The following is a 15,585-nucleotide window of genomic DNA, read 5'->3' as shown; positions in this document are numbered from 1 at the left end:
CGGCATGCTGGACGACACAGCTCTTCAGGCCATCGCGCTGACAGTCAAACTGGCCGGCACCACCACGCTGGTGCTGCTGCTGGCGGGGACGCCGCTGGCCTGGTGGCTGGCGCGCACGCGCTCCTGGCTCAAGGGGCCCATCGGTGCGCTGGTGGCGCTGCCTTTGGTGTTGCCGCCGGTGGTGCTGGGGTTTTACCTGCTGGTGCTGATGGGGCCGCAGGGGCCGGTCGGTGCGCTCACGCAATCGCTGGGCTGGGGCCTGCTGCCGTTCAGCTTTGCCGGGCTGGTGGTTGGCTCGGTGTTTTACTCCTTGCCGTTTGTGGTGCAGCCGCTGCAGAACGCTTTTGAAGCGATTGGCGACCGTCCGCTGGAAGTGGCGGCCACGCTGCGGGCCTCGCCGCTGGACACGTTTTTGACGGTGGTGCTGCCGCTGGCGCGTCCCGCCTACCTGACGGCTGCCGTCATGGGGTTTGCCCACACCGTGGGCGAGTTCGGCATCGTGCTGATGATGGGCGGCAACATCCCCGGCCAGACGCGGGTGCTGTCGGTGCAGATCTACGACCATGTCGAGGCGCTGGAATACGCGCAGGCACACTGGCTGGCCGGCGGGCTGCTGGTGTTTTCCTTTCTCGTGTTGCTGGCGCTTTACATCTTGCAGCCAACGGGCCGGCGGCGCCGCAGGCAGGGCGCATGAGCGGCATCGAGGGGGCGTTCAGTCAGGCTTTCGACGGCTTTTTACTGGAGGTGTCGTTCAGCTTGCCGGCGCGCGGTGTCACGGCGTTTTTTGGTCCTTCGGGCTCCGGCAAGACAACGCTGCTGCGTTGCATTGCCGGACTGGAGCGCGTCGATAGAGGGCGCCTGGTGGTCAATGGCGAGGTCTGGCAAGACGATGCGGCGCGAATTTTTATGCCGGTGCATCGTCGTCCGCTGGGCTTTGTTTTTCAGGAAGCCAGCTTGTTCGCGCACCTGGACGTGCGGCGCAATCTTGACTACGGCCTGGGTCGGGTTCCCGCCGCGCGGCGTCGGGTCGCGCTTGAGCAGGCGGTCGAACTGCTTGGCATCGGCCTATTGATGCAGCGCCGGCCCGACACGCTGTCGGGCGGTGAGCGCCAGCGCGTGGCCATCGCCCGAGCGCTGGCCACCAGCCCCAGCCTGCTGCTGATGGATGAACCGCTGGCCGCGCTGGACCTGCAGCGCAAGGCCGACGTGATGCCTTACCTGGAAAAATTGCATACCGAACTGGACATCCCCATCCTGTATGTGAGCCACGCGCCCGATGAGGTGGCGCGCCTGGCCGATCATCTGGTGTTGCTGGAAGCCGGTCGCATCAGCGCGGCCGGCCCGGCGCGCGAGCTGATGACCCGGCTCGACTTGCCGCTGGCGCACGGCGATGCGGCGGCGGCCGTGATCGACGCGACGGTGACGCACCTGGAGCCAGCCTGGCAGCTGAGCCACCTGGCATTTCTGGGCGGCCAGATCAGCCTGCCCAGCCAGGCGCTGCAGCCCGGCCAGCGCGTGCGCTTGCGCATCCAGGCGCGCGATGTCAGCTTGAGCCTGCAGCCGCAGCAGGGCAGCAGTGTGCTCAATGTGTTTGCAGCCACCGTCACCGGCCTGGCCGATGACAGCCCCGGCCAGCTCATGGTCAGCCTGAACGCCGGCGGCAGCACGCTGCTGGCGCGCATCACGCGCAAGTCGGGGGCAGCGCTGGAGCTGCAGCGGGGGAGCCGGGTCTATGCGCAGGTCAAGGGCGTGGCGGTGCTGGGTTAAGGTGATTTGCTATCAAATATATAGCTGTCAGCGCACGACTGGTATGGGCTGGAGACCGATTTGATACAGAAACACGAGTACCCATCGGTTGACAGGCGTGGTTGTTTCCGGATTTTGTGCTTCAAAAGTGCCTGTAGCCCATATCTGGCGGGCACAAGCAGCTATTAAAAGCAGAGCGCTTGAGGCGCCGCCTCAGTACTCCAGCCGCTCCGGCCGAATCTCCTGCAGGATGGTGGTGGCGATCTCCTCGATCGACTTGGTGGTGGTCGACAGCCAGCGTATGCCTTCGCGCCGCATCATGGCTTCGGCTTCGTGGATTTCGTCGCGGCAGTTCTCCAGGCTCGCGTACTTGGAGTTGGGCCGGCGTTCGTTGCGAATCTGCGCCAGGCGCTCGGCCGCAATCGTCAGGCCAAAAATTTTTTTGCGGTGCGGCACCAGCGCCGACGGCAACTGGCGGCGTTCGAAGTCTTCCGGGATCAGCGGGTAGTTGGACGCTTTGAGCCCGTACTGCATCGCCAGGTAGAGCGAGGTCGGTGTCTTGCCGCTGCGGCTGACGCCGACCAGGATCACGTCGGATCCGGCCAGGTCGCGGTTGCTCTGGCCGTCGTCGTGCGCCAGCGAGAAGTTGATGGCCTCGATGCGGTCGTCGTACTCCTTGCTCTTGGAGGCGTCCGAAAAACGCCCGACCCGGTGGTTGGACTTGAGGCCCAGTTCGGTTTCCAGCGGCGCCACAAACATGCCGAACATGTCCAGCAGCATGCCGTGGCAGTCGGCCTTGAGCACCTCCAGGATTTCCATGTTGACCAGCGTGGTGAAGACAATCGGCTTGCTGCCTTCGAGCTCGGCCGTGTGGTTGATCTGGCGAATCGCCTGGTGCGCCTTGTCCACGCTGTCGATGAAAGGCAGGCGCACATGGCGCGGCTTGAACTCGAACTGCGCCAGGATGGCGTTGCCAAAGGTTTCGGCTGTGATGCCGGTGCCGTCGGAGATGAAAAAAACAGTGCGGTTGGACATGGGCGGCCGGTCAGGGTGGTGACAGGCCGCCGGGCAGGGCGACCTCTACAATGGGGGCAATTATCCCGATATTCCCCGCCATGTCCCGCCCCAACCCCTTCGAACACCAACAAGGTTGCCCGCCGTGCATGCGCCCGTCCCCGGTTTTTAAACCTCCCGGAGTATTTTTATGTCCAACCTTTTTGAGCCGACCGCCCTGGTCGTACCGTTTGAAAACCTGAGAATGACGGATATCGAGGCCGTCGGCGGTAAAAACGCCAGCCTCGGCGAGATGATCTCGCAACTGCCCACCGGCCCCCAGGGCGTGCGGGTGCCGACCGGCTTTGCCACCACCGCCCACGCCTTTCGCGTGTTCCTGGCCGAGGGTGGCCTGGACAAGAAAATCAACGCGCTGCTCGACGCGCTCAACACCGACGACGTGCGGGCACTGGCCGAGACTGGCAGCAAAATTCGCGCGCTGGTTGAAGCCCAACCTTTCCCCTCCGACTTCGAACAGGCCGTTCGTGCAAGTTTTACCACCCTGAGCGCCGGCAATGCGCCGGCCAGTTTTGCGGTGCGCTCATCGGCCACCGCCGAGGATTTGCCTGATGCATCTTTCGCGGGCCAGCAGGAAACTTTTTTGAACGTGGTGGGCATCGAAGACGTGCTGCACAAGATGAAAGAGGTGTTTGCCTCCCTGTACAACGACCGCGCCATCAGCTACCGCGTGCACCAGGGTTTTGCCCATGCCGACGTGGCCCTGTCGGCCGGGGTGCAGCGCATGGTGCGCAGCGACCTGGGCGCGGCCGGCGTGATGTTTACCATCGACACCGAAAGCGGGTTTGAAGACGTGGTGTTCATCACCTCCAGCTACGGCCTGGGCGAAACGGTGGTGCAGGGCGCCGTCAATCCGGACGAGTTCTACGTGCACAAGCCCATGCTCAAGGCCGGCAAGCGCTGCGTGATCCGCCGCAACCTGGGCAGCAAGCTGTTGCAGATGGAGTTCACCACGGCGGAAGAGAAAAAATCCGGTGGCAAGCTGGTCAAGACCACCGACGTGCCGGCCGAGCTGCGCAACCGCTACTCGCTGAGCGACGCCGATGTCGAGCAGCTCGCGCGTTATGCCGTGATCATCGAAGACCACTATGGCCGCCCCATGGACATTGAGTGGGGCAAGGACGGCACCGACGGCCAGCTCTACATCCTGCAGGCGCGTCCCGAAACGGTCAAAAGCCAGTCCAAGGGCAAGGCCGAGCTGCGCTACAAACTCAAGGGCACCGGCACCGTGCTGGCAGAAGGGCGCGCCATCGGGCAGAAGATAGGCACCGGTGCCGTGCGCATCGTGCACGACATCAAGGACATGGACCAGGTCCAGCCCGGCGACATCCTGGTGACCGACATGACCGACCCGAACTGGGAGCCGGTCATGAAACGCGCCAGCGCCATCGTGACGAACCGCGGCGGGCGCACCTGCCACGCGGCCATCATCGCGCGTGAACTCGGCATTCCGGCGGTGGTCGGCTGCGGCGATGCGACCGAAACACTCAAGACCGGCATGCTGGTCACCGTGAGCTGCGCCGAGGGCGACACCGGCAACATCTACGACGGCCTGCTGGAAACCGAGGTGACCGAGGTGCAGCGCGGCGAGATGCCGCCGATTGACCTGAAGATCACCATGAACGTCGGCAACCCGCAACTGGCTTTTGATTTCTGCCAGATTCCCAACCACGGCGTCGGCCTGGCGCGGCTGGAGTTTGTCATCAACAACAACATCGGCGTGCACCCCAAGGCGATTCTGGACTACCCGAATGTCGATGCCGACCTGAAAAAGGCGGTCGAAAGCGTGGCCCGCGGCCATGCCTCGCCGCGCGCTTTTTACGTTGACAAGGTGGCCGAAGGCGTGGCGACCATCGCCGCGGCTTTCTGGCCCAAGCCGGTCATCGTGCGCCTGTCGGACTTCAAGTCCAATGAGTACCGCAAGCTGATCGGCGGCTCGCGTTATGAGCCCGAAGAAGAAAATCCGATGCTGGGCTTTCGCGGCGCATCGCGCTACCTGAGTCCCGATTTTGGTGAGGCGTTTGCGATGGAATGCGAAGCGCTCAGGCGCGTGCGCGACGACATGGGCCTGGTCAATGTCGAGGTCATGGTGCCTTTTGTGCGGACCCTGGGCCAGGCCAAAAAAGTCACCGACCTGTTGGGCCAACACGGCCTCAAGCGCGGCGAGCAGGGCCTGCGCGTGATCATGATGTGCGAGGTGCCGAGCAATGCCATCCTGGCCGACGAGTTCCTCGAATTTTTCGACGGCTTCTCGATTGGCTCCAACGACCTGACCCAGCTCACCCTGGGCCTGGACCGCGACTCCGGCTTGGCCATCCTGGCCGAGGACTTTGACGAGCGCGATCCGGCGGTCAAGGCCATGCTCAGTCGCGCCATCCAGGCGTGCAAGCGCCAGGGCAAATACGTTGGCATCTGCGGCCAGGGCCCCAGCGACCACCCTGACTTTGCGCAATGGCTCAAGGACGAGGGCATCGGTTCGCTGTCGCTCAATCCCGACACGGTGATTGCGACCTGGAAGCAACTGGCCAACTAGTAGTTCGTTCCAACAATACAGTTACATAATAGCAGATAATTGCCATAATTCATTTGCAACTCTTGACGGAGGCGGATTATGGCAAGGAAATCTGGACGTGCGGCACTGATTCTTTCTCAGGCGCAGGAAGCGATGCTCAAGGAATTGGCAGGATCGAGAACTGCCGCAACCCGAGAGGTCGAGCGCGCCAAGGTGATGCTGGGCTACGCGGCTGGCAAGACGATCACGGAGCTGCAACGCCAACTTGGCGTTGGGCGTCCGATGATCTACAAATGCATTGATAAGGCCCTTGCCGCAGGTGCGCAGATGGGCTTGAAGGACAAATACCACCGCCCACACGAACCCGAAATCACCGACGAAGCCAAAGCGTGGGTGGTGACTCTGGCGTGTACCAAGCCCAAGGATCATGGGTTGGCTGCCGAGTTGTGGTCAATCTCCGGGTTGGCCAAATTTGTGTGCGAACGCGCTCAGGGCGCAGGCTTTGCCCGATTGGCCAACGCAGGCAAGAGCACCGTGTGGCGCATCCTTGACGGCAACGACATCAAGCCCCACAAGATTCGCTATTACCTGGAAAAGCGCGACCCTGAGTTCGATCGCAAGATGCAGGAGGTTTTGATGGTTTATCGGGACATCTCGATTTACCAGGAAGGCGCCGTTCATGACGCACGCCCGAATCCCATCTACAGTGTGAGCGTCGATGAGAAGCCCGGTGTTCAGGCCATCGGGTTGACGGCACCGGACTTGTCACCCGTGCCAGGCAAGGCGTCAACCTTTTCACGCGACTACGAGTACGTACGCCGTGGCACGGTTTCAATCCTGGCGGGTATCGATCTGCACTCAGGGCATATTTTTGCCAACGTAGAGGACCGCCATCGCAGTGTGGAGTTCATCGGCCTACTCAAAAAAATCGATGACCATTACCCACCAGACGCTGTCATCCGAGTGGTGCTGGACAACCACTCGGCGCACATCTCCAAGGAGACCGTGGCCTATCTGGGCACTCGCCCCGGACGCTTCGAATACGTGCACACGCCCAAGCATGGTTCCTGGCTCAATTTAATTGAATGCGTATTCTCAAAAATGGCAAGAACCTTTCTGCGCCACATTCGTGTCAAGTCCAAAGAGGAACTAAAAACCCGCATCCTCAAAGGGATAGCTGAAATCAACGCATCGCCTGTCGTTTTTCGATGGAATAAGTTCGATCTTGGCGTCGTTTAGTACGTAATTGCTTTAATGGAACTAACTACTAGCGGCCTAAAAGGCTTAAAAATCAGCGGAAAATACCGCGCTGGTCACTGTCAGGCTTTTTTCGGTCCATCGACCACCTCGGCGGCGGTCCTGAAGGCATCGACTGCGGTGGGCACGCCGCAATAAACAGCCGCGTGCAGCAACACCTCTTGCAGCTCTGCAGGCGTGGCGCCGTTGTTGAGTGCGCCGCGCAGATGGCCCTTGAGTTCATGCTGCTTGCCCAGTGCCGTCAGCATCGCGACGGTGATCAGGCTGCGGGTCTTGAGGTCCAGGCCGGGCCGCTGCCAGACATCGCCCCAGGCTTTGCTGGTGATGTGCTCCTGGATCGGGCGCGTGAAATCGGTGGCATTGCCCAAGGCGCTCGCTACAAAGTCTTCGCCCATCACCTGCTTGCGTGTGGCCAGACCTTTTTCATATGCCACGTCCATGGTTCGTCTCCTGAAATAAAAGCAGCAGCATAACGCAGCACCCTCAGCCCAAAGCCTGTCAGAACCAGTGGTTTCGGTCCGAGAGAGCTGCCCAGCAAATTCATACCTAAAAACTATCAACGCCATTAGAAAGATTGATTAGTTCTATTATGTGGCCAAGCCTAGACTCTGGTTGTCCTCAGACCTAAACACCCACCGGAGAACACTTTGTCAACTGAACAAACTTGCCCATTTTCGGGCGGCGCTCGTAAAAACGCAGTGGCTGGCGCCACCACCAACGCTGATTGGTGGCCCAACCAGCTGAACCTCAAAATTCTCAACCAGAACTCCCCGCTCAGCGACCCCATGGGCGAGACCTTCAACTATGCCGAGGAGTTCAAGAGCCTCGACCTGAATGCCGTCATCAAAGACCTCCATGCCTTGATGACCGATTCGCAAGACTGGTGGCCGGCAGATTACGGCCACTATGGACCGTTCTTCATCCGCATGGCATGGCACAGCGCGGGCACCTACCGCATTGCCGATGGTCGCGGCGGAGCGGGCTCCGGCACCCAGCGGTTTGCGCCGCTTAACAGTTGGCCGGACAACGGCAACCTCGACAAGGCGCGCCGTCTGCTCTGGCCGATCAAGCAAAAGTACGGCCGGAAAATCTCCTGGGCCGACCTGATTGTTCTCACGGGCAACGTCGCGCTGGACTCCATGGGTTTTCAGACCTTCGGTTTTGCCGGTGGACGCGAAGACGTCTGGGAACCTGAAGAGATTTACTGGGGACCTGAAGCAGAATGGTTGGGCGACAAGCGCTATACCGGCGACCGTGTTCTTGAGAACCCGCTCGGCGCCGTTCAGATGGGCCTGATTTATGTGAACCCGCAAGGCCCCAATGGCAACCCCGACCCAATTGCCTCGGCGCGGGACATCCGCGAGACTTTCGCCCGCATGGCGATGGACGACGCGGAAACCGTGGCGCTGGTTGCAGGCGGACACACCTTCGGCAAATGCCATGGCGCGGCCGATCCGGAGAAGTACACCGGCCCCGAACCCGAGGGTGCCGGCATCGAAGAGCAAGGCTTCGGCTGGACCAACAGCTTTGGCAGCGGCAAGGGCGTGCACACCATCACCAGCGGCCTGGAGGGTGCCTGGACCCCCACCCCGATCAAGTGGGACAACAGCTACTTTGACACCCTGTTCGGCCATGAGTGGGAGCTGACAAAGAGCCCTGCCGGCGCGAACCAGTGGACGCCCAAGGGCGGCTCCGGCGCCGGCACCGTGCCCGACGCCCACGACCCCTCGATTCGGCATGCCCCCATGATGTCCACGGCTGACCTCGCACTGAGGATGGACCCGGCCTACGAGAAGATTTCCCGACATTTTCATCAGCATCCGCAAGAACTCGCAGACGCGTTTGCTCGGGCCTGGTACAAGCTGACACACCGCGACATGGGCCCCATCGCGCGTTATCTCGGCCCGCTGGTGCCCAAGGAAGAGCTGATTTGGCAAGACCCGGTTCCCGCAGTGAACCATGCCTTGATTGGCGAGCAGGACATTGCGGCCCTGAAGGCCAAGATCCTGGCCTCTGGCCTGTCGATTTCCCGGCTGGTCTCGACGGCCTGGGCCTCGGCGGCTACCTTCCGCGGCGGTGACAAGCGCGGCGGTGCCAACGGCGCGCGTATTCGCCTCTCGCCGCAAAAAAACTGGGAAGTCAACCAGCCCGCGGAACTGGCCAAGGCGATTGAGACGCTGGAAGCCCTTCAGAAGAAATTCAACGACGCGCAGACCGGCGGTAAAAAGGTATCGCTTGCCGACCTGATCGTTCTGGGCGGCTGCGCGGCCGTCGAGGCCGCCGCGAAGAAGGCCGGGCACGACGTGAAGGTTCCGTTCTCGCCGGGGCGCACGGATGCCTCACAGGCGCAGACCGATGTCGACTCCTTTGCCCCGCTTGAGCCTACCGCAGACGGCTTTCGCAACTACCTGCGAAAGGGACTCGAAGGGTCGGCGGCGGAGCTGCTGGTTGATCGCGCGAACCTGATGACCCTGACCGCGCCCGAAATGACGGTGCTGGTCGGCGGCCTGCGCGTTCTCAATGCAAACTTTGGGCAGTCCGAACACGGCGTCTTCACCAAACGACCCGAGACATTGACCAACGACTTCTTCGTGAACCTGCTCGACATGAACACGAAGTGGAAAAAGAGCCATGCGTCCGAAGGCGCATCGGAAGGGGGCGACCAGGACGCAACCGGCCTGGCCGACATGAACACCAAATCGCGCAAGTCCGCCCTGCCCGAAGGTGTGCTGGAGGGGCTTGACCGGGCGGCCGGCGGCACCAAGTGGACGGCCACCGTGGTCGATCTGGTCTTCGGCTCGAACTCGCAACTCCGCGCCCTTGCAGAAGTTTATGCCTGCAGCGACTCGGAGCCAGCGTTTGTGCGTGACTTCGTGGCCGCCTGGAACAAGGTGATGAACCTGGACCGCTATGACCTGGCGTGATCTGAACGCAGAGCCCTGAGGCTCCTGCACAGCGCAGCCGCCATCTGGCGCCGGCTTGTTCCGGACCAGTTGGCGGCTGCGCCATTTCCGGCACGCACCAGGCACCATGGGCCGGCTTCACGGGTTAACCTCAGGGCTTCATCTTCAGGAGACCGCCATGTCAGCGCCCCCACCACCTCGCACCGCTCCACCACGCTACCCGTTGCCCGACCTCAACACCCTGCCCGATGACATCAAAGCCAAGGTGCTCGAAGTGCAGGAAAAAGCCGGCTTTGTGCCCAACGTGTTTCTGGCGCTGGCGCGCCGCCCTGCCGAGTGGCGGGCCTTCTTCGCTTACCACGACGCGCTGATGCTCCGGGAAGAATCAAGCCTTAGCAAGGGCGACCGCGAGATGATCGTCACCACCACCAGCGCCGCCAACCGGTGCCTGTACTGCGTGATAGCGCACGGCGCGCTGCTGCGGATTTACGAGAAGAAACCGTTGGTGGCCGACCAGGTGGCGGTGAACTACCGCAAGGCCGACATCACGCCGCGCCAGCGCGCCATGCTGGACTTCGCAATGAAAGTCTGCGAGCGCTCGAACGAGGTCGAAGAGGCCGACTTTGCCGCGCTACAGGCCCACGGCTTCAACGACGAGGACATCTGGGACATCGCAGCGATCACCGCATTTTTCGGCCTGTCCAATCGCATCGCCAGCTTCTCTGGCATGCTGCCCAACCCCGAGTTTTACTTGATGGGGCGTGTGCCCAAGCAAAAGTCAGGCGCCTGATCCGCTCTCTATTTGATAGCTGCTTACGCCCGGCTGGTATGGGCTAGAGGCCAATCCTATCAAATGCTGACAATGACACGCACCCAGTCGGGCAAGGTTGCGGCTTTCTGGCTCGGAAAATCCACCCAGATGGTGGTAGCGCCGCCAGCCGCGTAAATCACGCCGGGCTGGTCAAGGCGCTCCATCGTGCCCCAGGTCTCGAACGTGGTTCGGCCAGGGTCGCTGGCGTACATGCGGAGCAGGATATCGCCAGGGTATTCAAGCTGCTTGTAGAAGTTGCAAAACGCGTTGACGATCACCGGGCCCTCGCCTTTCGGGTCCGGCACGCAGCCGATGGAATACATCCAGTCGATGCGCACCGTCTCCAGGTAGCGGAAGTAGCTGGTGTTGTTAACGTGGCCCATCGCGTCCATGTCGCCCCAGCGGATCGGCAGACACATCTCGAAGACTTGCTTCTTGTTGTCGGGGATTTCAAATTTCATGGGTCAGGGATTCCAGAGCTCAGATGCCGAAACCATCATCGGCGGCAATCACGGCGCCATTGATAAAGTGGCTCTGGCCGCTGGCCAGCATCACCAGCAAAGCGTCCAGGTCCTCGGGGTCTCCAACACGTTTGCGCGGCAACATCTGCACCAGTTTTTTGCCCTGCTCGGTCTGCCAGTGGTGGTGATTGATCTCGGTGTCGATATAGCCGGGACAGATCGCATTGACGTTGATGCCGAACTTGCCCCACTCCAGCGCCATGGCCTTGGTCATCTGCACCACCGCAGCCTTGCTCATGCAGTACACGCCGATCTGCGGCAACACGCGCAGGCCAGCCATTGAGGCGATGTTGATGATGCGCCCGCCGGAAAACGTGCCCGACGCCGTGCCGCGTGCGCGGGCCAGCATGCATTTGCCCACTTCCTGCGCAACGAAAAAAGCGCCTTTGGTGTTTGTATTGAGGACAAAATCGTATTCGGCCTCTGACATATCTTCCAGTCGACCGGTGGCGCCGACACCGGAATTGTTGACCAGGATGTCGATGGGGCCGACCTCGGTCTCGGCATGCGCCACGGCGGCCTTGATGCTGGCCGTGTCCGTCACATCGAGCATCACCACATGCGCATCGCCGCCCTCGGCCTCAATCTGTGCGCGCAAGTCCTTGAGCTTGTCCATGCGCCGGCTCGCCAGCACCACGGCTGCGCCAGCGCGGCTCAGGGTTTTGGCAAACTGGGCACCGAGCCCGCCTGAGGCGCCTGTCACCAGTGCAACCCTCCCTGACAAATCCAGGCTATAGGCCATGGCAAACTCCTGTTGATTAGAGATACGTATCTTTCCTGCTGCCCACGTTAGCAGAATAAAATCAGACGCTGCAACGGCGACCATAGCCGACACGTTCCGCAATTCATTATCAGCGAGCCCCACATGACCAACCAAGAGATCCTGGCCCAGTTCGGCCCACGTGAAGCCATGGAATACGACGTGGTGGTGGTCGGTGGCGGCCCCGGCGGCCTGGCCACCGCGATCCGCCTCAAGCAGCTCGCCGCTGAAAAAGGGACAGAGCTATCGGTGGTGGTGCTAGAAAAAGGCTCGGAGCCCGGCGCGCACATCCTCAGCGGCGCGGTGATGGACCCCAAGGCCCTGACTGAACTGATCCCGAACTGGAAAGAACTGGGCGCCCCGCTGAATCAAGCCGTCACCACCGACGAGGTGCTGTTCCTCAGCGAAACCGGCGCAACCAAAACACCGGGCTTTTTGGTGCCCGAGTGTTTCCACAACGAAGGCAACTACGTCATCAGCCTGGGCAATGTGGTGCGCTGGCTGGCGCAACAGGCCGAGAACCTGGGCGCGGAGATTTTCCCCGGCTTTGCAGCGGCTGAAGTGCTTTACAACGATGACGGTTCCGTCAAGGGCGTGGCCACCGGCAACCTCGGCGTCGGCAAGGACGGCCAACCCAGCGACCACTTCCAGCTCGGCATGGAACTGCACGGCAAATACACCATCTTTGCCGAAGGCGCGCGCGGCCACCTGGGCCGCCAGCTCATGGCGCAGTTCAAGCTCAACGACGGCAAGGACCCGCAAGCCTACGCCCTCGGCGTCAAGGAACTCTGGGAGATAGCCCCGGACAAACACAAACCCGGCCTGGTGGTGCACACCGCCGGCTGGCCGATGGACAGCAAGACCTATGGCGGCGGCTTCATGTACCACCTGGAAGACAACAAGGTCACGCTGGGTCTGGTGGTCGGCCTGGACTACACCAACCCTTACCTCAGCCCGTTCGAGGAAATGCAGCGCTGGAAGACGCACCCCCGCATCAAGGCCTACCTCGAAGGCGGCAAACGCATCAGCTATGGTGCCCGCGCCATCACGGCCGGCGGGCTGGTCAGCCTGCCCAAGACCGTGTTCCCCGGCGGCGCGCTGATCGGCTGCGAAGCGGGGTACCTCAATGCGGCACGCATCAAGGGCAGCCACGCGGCGATCAAGACCGGCATGCTGGCCGCCGAGGCGGCGTACGAAGCCGTCACCGCTGGGCGCCAGCACGACGAACTCAGCGCCTATCCCGAAGCCTTCGCAAAGAGCTGGTTGCATGCCGAACTGAATCAGTCGCGCAACTTCAAGCAGTGGTTCAAGAAAGGTGTCTACCTCGGCTCCTTCATGACCGGCATCGAGCAATGGCTGCTGCCCAAGCTGGGCATCCGCAACCCGCCCTGGACCTTGCACCGCCGGGCGGCCGACCACGCCATGCTCAAGCCGGCGGCCGAGTGCCCGCAAATCGTCTATCCCAAGCCCGACAACGAGATCACCTTTGACCGCCTCAGTTCGGTGTTTGTCTCCAACACCAACCACGAAGAGCAGCAGCCAGCACACTTGACGCTGAAAGATGCCAGCGTGCCGGTCAACATCAACCTGGCCACCTATGCCGGGCCGGAATCCCGTTATTGCCCGGCCGGCGTGTACGAGTTCGTGAAGAACCCGGACAACAGTGATCGCCTGCAGATCAACGCGCAGAACTGCGTGCACTGCAAGACCTGCGACATCAAGGACCCGACGCAAAACATCGTCTGGGTCACCCCTGAAGGCGGCGGCGGGCCGAACTACAGCGGCATGTAAACACCCGGCCGCGCGCACTGCACGGGCCGGGCAGGCGCGCTAGACTCGCGTTTCGGTCAACCCCTGGCCGCTCCGTCCACGAACAACGCATTGCGAAAGCCGACACACATGAATATCGTCATCACCGGCGGCGCCGGATTTTTGGGCGTACGCCTGGCCCGTGAACTGCTTCAAAACAAGACGCTGTCGCTGGCCGGCAGTCCGGCGCAGGCCATCACCCGCATCACGCTGGTGGACCGCGCAGCGCCACCGGCAGACCTGGCGGCCGACAGCCGGGTGCACGCCATGGAAGGTGATCTGAACGCGCTGCTGGAGCCGGACAACACGGCAGCGCCCGTGGTGGCCGAAGGAACGTCCTTGATTTTTCATCTGGCGGCTGCGGTCAGCGGCGAATGTGAGGCCGACTTCGACCTCGGTATGCGCAGCAACCTGGACGCCACGCGCGCGCTGCTGCAGGCCTGCCGCGCGCTCAAGATCAAGCCGACCCTGGTTTTTGCCAGCTCGCTCGCCGTCTTCGGCAACTCCCCAGAGCAGCCACTACCCGAGGTGATCACGGACACCACCCTGCCGACGCCGCAAAACAGCTACGGCATCCAGAAGTTCATCGGCGAGCAACTGGTGGCCGACTATGCGCGCAAGGGTTTTGTCCACGGCCGCAACGTGCGGCTGATGACCGTCAGCGTGCGCCCTGGCAAACCCAATGGCGCTGCGTCCAGTTTTCTCAGCGGCATGATCCGCGAACCGCTGGCCGGCGTGCGCGCCGTCTGTCCGGTCGCGCCGGCAACGCCGGTGGCGCTGTCTTCGCCGGGCCACACCATAGACGGCCTGATTCGCGCCGCCGAGGCCAGCGATGCGCAATGGGGCGCGCGCACCGCCATCAACCTGCCGGCACTCAAAACCACCGCTGGCGAGATGGCAGCCGCGTTGGCCCGCGTGGCCGGCCCGGAGGTAGCCGCGTTGATCGACTGGGTGCCCGATACGGTGATCGCCAACATTGTGACCAGTTGGCCCGCCCATATCCACGCCGAGCGAGCCGCCGCGCTGGGTCTGCTGCCGGAGCAAAATTTTGACGACATCATTCGCGCCTACCTCAGCGAAAACCCCTATGCGGTGGCACAGCCGCTGCGGTGAAAATCAGAAGTTGTATGACAACTTTTCACACCCACCCCCCATCCACTGAGGAGACATCCATGACATTTTTCAAACCCACGCTGTCGCGACTGGCCCTGGGCATGACGCTGGCATTGGGCCTGACAGCAGGTGCTGCCGCCCAAACCATCGTGAAAATCGGCTACGCCACGACCAAGGAGTCGCATTACGGTGTCGGCTCAACCGTCTTTTGCGACGAGATTGAAAAAGGCACACAAAACCGCTACAAATGCCAGCAGTTCCCAAGCTCCGCGCTGGGTGGCGAGCGCGAGATGACGGAAGCCGTTCAACTCGGCACACTGGACATCGTGAACACCTCCACCGGCCCGATCGGCAACTTTGTGCCAGAAGTCAAGATTGTCGACATTCCGTTTTTGTTCCGCGACTATGACCATGCCCGCAAGGTTATGGACGGCCCGATTGGCCAGGACATTCTGGGCAAGTTCCCGAGCAAGGGCATCATTGCTCTGGGCTGGACAGAAAACGGCTTTCGTCACATGACCAACAACAAACGGCCCATCGTGAAGCCCGCCGATGCGGCCGGACTGAAAATGCGCACCATGGAAAACAAGGTGCACATGGATGGCTACCGCACCTTCGGCATTCTGCCGACACCCATGGCGTTCCCCGAACTGTTCGGCGCCTTGCAACAGGGCACGGTTGACGGCCAGGAGAACCCCATTCCCGTCATCCTGGCGTCCAAGTTTGCCCAGGTCCAAAAGCACCTGTCCCTCACTGGTCACGTCTATTCACCGGCGTTGCTGCTGATGTCGCCCCGGACCTGGACCAAGCTGACGGATGCTGACAAAAAAGTATTCACCGACGCGGCCAAAAAAGCCGGTGCAGCACAGCGCAAGAAGGTCAACGACGATGAAAACACCGGCATTGCCCAACTTGAAAAAGATGGCATGACGGTGGTTAAAGCAGTCGACGGCGCGGCCTTCCGCGAGGCCCTGACACCCGCCTACGCCAGTTACGCCAAGGAGTTTGGTGCAGAGAACATCAAGAAGATCCAGGACGTCCGCTAAAACGTCATGAATATGCCGCCCGGTGTGACAACCGGG

Annotated in this window: 13 protein-coding genes; 9 read left to right on the top strand and 4 right to left on the bottom strand. The window is 61.8% G+C overall.

Annotated features, from left to right (window positions below; translation table 11 throughout):
* The first annotated feature begins 4 nt into the window (after window positions 1-4).
* Window positions 5-694 carry a molybdate ABC transporter permease subunit gene (modB, locus tag Q8O29_RS07290; protein WP_305561400.1) on the top strand — a complete coding sequence of 230 codons (690 nt, stop codon included), beginning with the start codon at window positions 5-7 and terminating at the stop codon, window positions 692-694.
* Complete coding sequence (gene modC, locus Q8O29_RS07285) at window positions 691-1,767, top strand: molybdenum ABC transporter ATP-binding protein (protein ID WP_305561399.1); 1,077 nt, start codon at window positions 691-693, stop codon at window positions 1,765-1,767. Before modB ends, modC begins: the two co-directional genes overlap by 4 nt.
* 192 nt (window positions 1,768-1,959) lie before the next feature.
* Here modC and Q8O29_RS07280 read toward each other — a convergent pair whose 3' ends face one another.
* Complete coding sequence (locus Q8O29_RS07280; protein ID WP_305561398.1) at window positions 1,960-2,781, bottom strand: pyruvate, water dikinase regulatory protein; 822 nt, start codon at window positions 2,779-2,781, stop codon at window positions 1,960-1,962.
* Between the two features lie 169 nt (window positions 2,782-2,950).
* On the opposite strand from Q8O29_RS07280, the gene ppsA reads away from it, so the two are divergent.
* The gene (gene ppsA, locus Q8O29_RS07275; RefSeq protein WP_305561397.1) at window positions 2,951-5,350 is read left to right on the top strand and encodes a phosphoenolpyruvate synthase; all 2,400 of its coding nucleotides are present in this window, start codon (window positions 2,951-2,953) and stop codon (window positions 5,348-5,350) included.
* A 78-nt stretch (window positions 5,351-5,428) separates the two neighbouring features.
* Complete coding sequence (locus Q8O29_RS07270; protein ID WP_305561396.1) at window positions 5,429-6,568, top strand: IS630 family transposase; 1,140 nt, start codon at window positions 5,429-5,431, stop codon at window positions 6,566-6,568.
* 80 nt (window positions 6,569-6,648) lie between these two features.
* On the opposite strand, the gene Q8O29_RS07265 is transcribed toward Q8O29_RS07270, so the two are convergent.
* Entirely contained in the window at window positions 6,649-7,026 is a 378-nt protein-coding gene (locus Q8O29_RS07265) for a carboxymuconolactone decarboxylase family protein (protein WP_305561395.1), read from the bottom strand.
* A 207-nt stretch (window positions 7,027-7,233) separates the two neighbouring features.
* Between Q8O29_RS07265 and katG the strand changes: the two genes are divergently transcribed.
* The gene (katG, locus tag Q8O29_RS07260; protein ID WP_305561394.1) at window positions 7,234-9,510 is read left to right on the top strand and encodes a catalase/peroxidase HPI; all 2,277 of its coding nucleotides are present in this window, start codon (window positions 7,234-7,236) and stop codon (window positions 9,508-9,510) included.
* A 157-nt stretch (window positions 9,511-9,667) separates the two neighbouring features.
* Complete coding sequence (locus Q8O29_RS07255) at window positions 9,668-10,279, top strand: peroxidase-related enzyme (RefSeq protein ID WP_305561393.1); 612 nt, start codon at window positions 9,668-9,670, stop codon at window positions 10,277-10,279.
* Window positions 10,280-10,338: 59 nt separating this feature from the next.
* Here the strand turns inward: Q8O29_RS07255 and Q8O29_RS07250 are convergent, their stop codons facing one another.
* Together Q8O29_RS07250 and Q8O29_RS07245 are read right to left on the bottom strand one after the other, a co-directional pair.
* Window positions 10,339-10,761 (bottom strand): thioesterase family protein, encoded by a 423-nt coding sequence (locus tag Q8O29_RS07250; protein WP_305561392.1) that lies wholly within the window; start codon window positions 10,759-10,761, stop codon window positions 10,339-10,341.
* Between the two features lie 19 nt (window positions 10,762-10,780).
* Window positions 10,781-11,563, bottom strand: a complete 783-nt coding sequence (locus tag Q8O29_RS07245; RefSeq protein WP_305561391.1) for an SDR family oxidoreductase — start codon at window positions 11,561-11,563, stop codon at window positions 10,781-10,783.
* Window positions 11,564-11,686: 123 nt separating this feature from the next.
* On the opposite strand from Q8O29_RS07245, the gene Q8O29_RS07240 reads away from it, so the two are divergent.
* From Q8O29_RS07240 to Q8O29_RS07230, 3 genes are all read left to right on the top strand, one after another.
* Window positions 11,687-13,372, top strand: a complete 1,686-nt coding sequence (locus Q8O29_RS07240; protein WP_305561390.1) for an electron transfer flavoprotein-ubiquinone oxidoreductase — start codon at window positions 11,687-11,689, stop codon at window positions 13,370-13,372.
* 108 nt (window positions 13,373-13,480) lie between these two features.
* Window positions 13,481-14,503: a D-erythronate dehydrogenase gene (gene denD, locus Q8O29_RS07235; protein WP_305561389.1), complete on the top strand. Its 1,023-nt coding sequence runs from the start codon at window positions 13,481-13,483 to the stop codon at window positions 14,501-14,503.
* A 59-nt stretch (window positions 14,504-14,562) separates the two neighbouring features.
* Complete coding sequence (locus tag Q8O29_RS07230) at window positions 14,563-15,549, top strand: TRAP transporter substrate-binding protein (RefSeq protein WP_305561388.1); 987 nt, start codon at window positions 14,563-14,565, stop codon at window positions 15,547-15,549.
* Window positions 15,550-15,585 lie beyond the last annotated feature (36 nt).

This window comes from Polaromonas sp., from assembly GCF_030689685.1.
Taxonomy (GTDB): domain Bacteria; phylum Pseudomonadota; class Gammaproteobacteria; order Burkholderiales; family Burkholderiaceae_C; genus Polaromonas.
The sequence above is the reverse complement of the archived record's forward strand: the minus strand, read 5'-3'. Positions and strand labels throughout refer to the sequence as shown.

Bases quoted from the DNA above. Each gene is read 5' to 3' on its own strand.
- modB (WP_305561400.1), top strand. From the start codon at position 5: ATGCTGGACGACACAGCTCTTCAGGCCATCGCGCTGACAGTCAAACTG.
- modC (WP_305561399.1), top strand. From the start codon at position 691: ATGAGCGGCATCGAGGGGGCGTTCAGTCAGGCTTTCGACGGCTTTTTA.
- Q8O29_RS07280 (WP_305561398.1), bottom strand. From the start codon at position 2,781: ATGTCCAACCGCACTGTTTTTTTCATCTCCGACGGCACCGGCATCACA.
- ppsA (WP_305561397.1), top strand. From the start codon at position 2,951: ATGTCCAACCTTTTTGAGCCGACCGCCCTGGTCGTACCGTTTGAAAAC.
- Q8O29_RS07270 (WP_305561396.1), top strand. From the start codon at position 5,429: ATGGCAAGGAAATCTGGACGTGCGGCACTGATTCTTTCTCAGGCGCAG.
- Q8O29_RS07265 (WP_305561395.1), bottom strand. From the start codon at position 7,026: ATGGACGTGGCATATGAAAAAGGTCTGGCCACACGCAAGCAGGTGATG.
- Q8O29_RS07255 (WP_305561393.1), top strand. From the start codon at position 9,668: ATGTCAGCGCCCCCACCACCTCGCACCGCTCCACCACGCTACCCGTTG.
- Q8O29_RS07250 (WP_305561392.1), bottom strand. From the start codon at position 10,761: ATGAAATTTGAAATCCCCGACAACAAGAAGCAAGTCTTCGAGATGTGT.
- Q8O29_RS07245 (WP_305561391.1), bottom strand. From the start codon at position 11,563: ATGGCCTATAGCCTGGATTTGTCAGGGAGGGTTGCACTGGTGACAGGC.
- Q8O29_RS07240 (WP_305561390.1), top strand. From the start codon at position 11,687: ATGACCAACCAAGAGATCCTGGCCCAGTTCGGCCCACGTGAAGCCATG.
- denD (WP_305561389.1), top strand. From the start codon at position 13,481: ATGAATATCGTCATCACCGGCGGCGCCGGATTTTTGGGCGTACGCCTG.
- Q8O29_RS07230 (WP_305561388.1), top strand. From the start codon at position 14,563: ATGACATTTTTCAAACCCACGCTGTCGCGACTGGCCCTGGGCATGACG.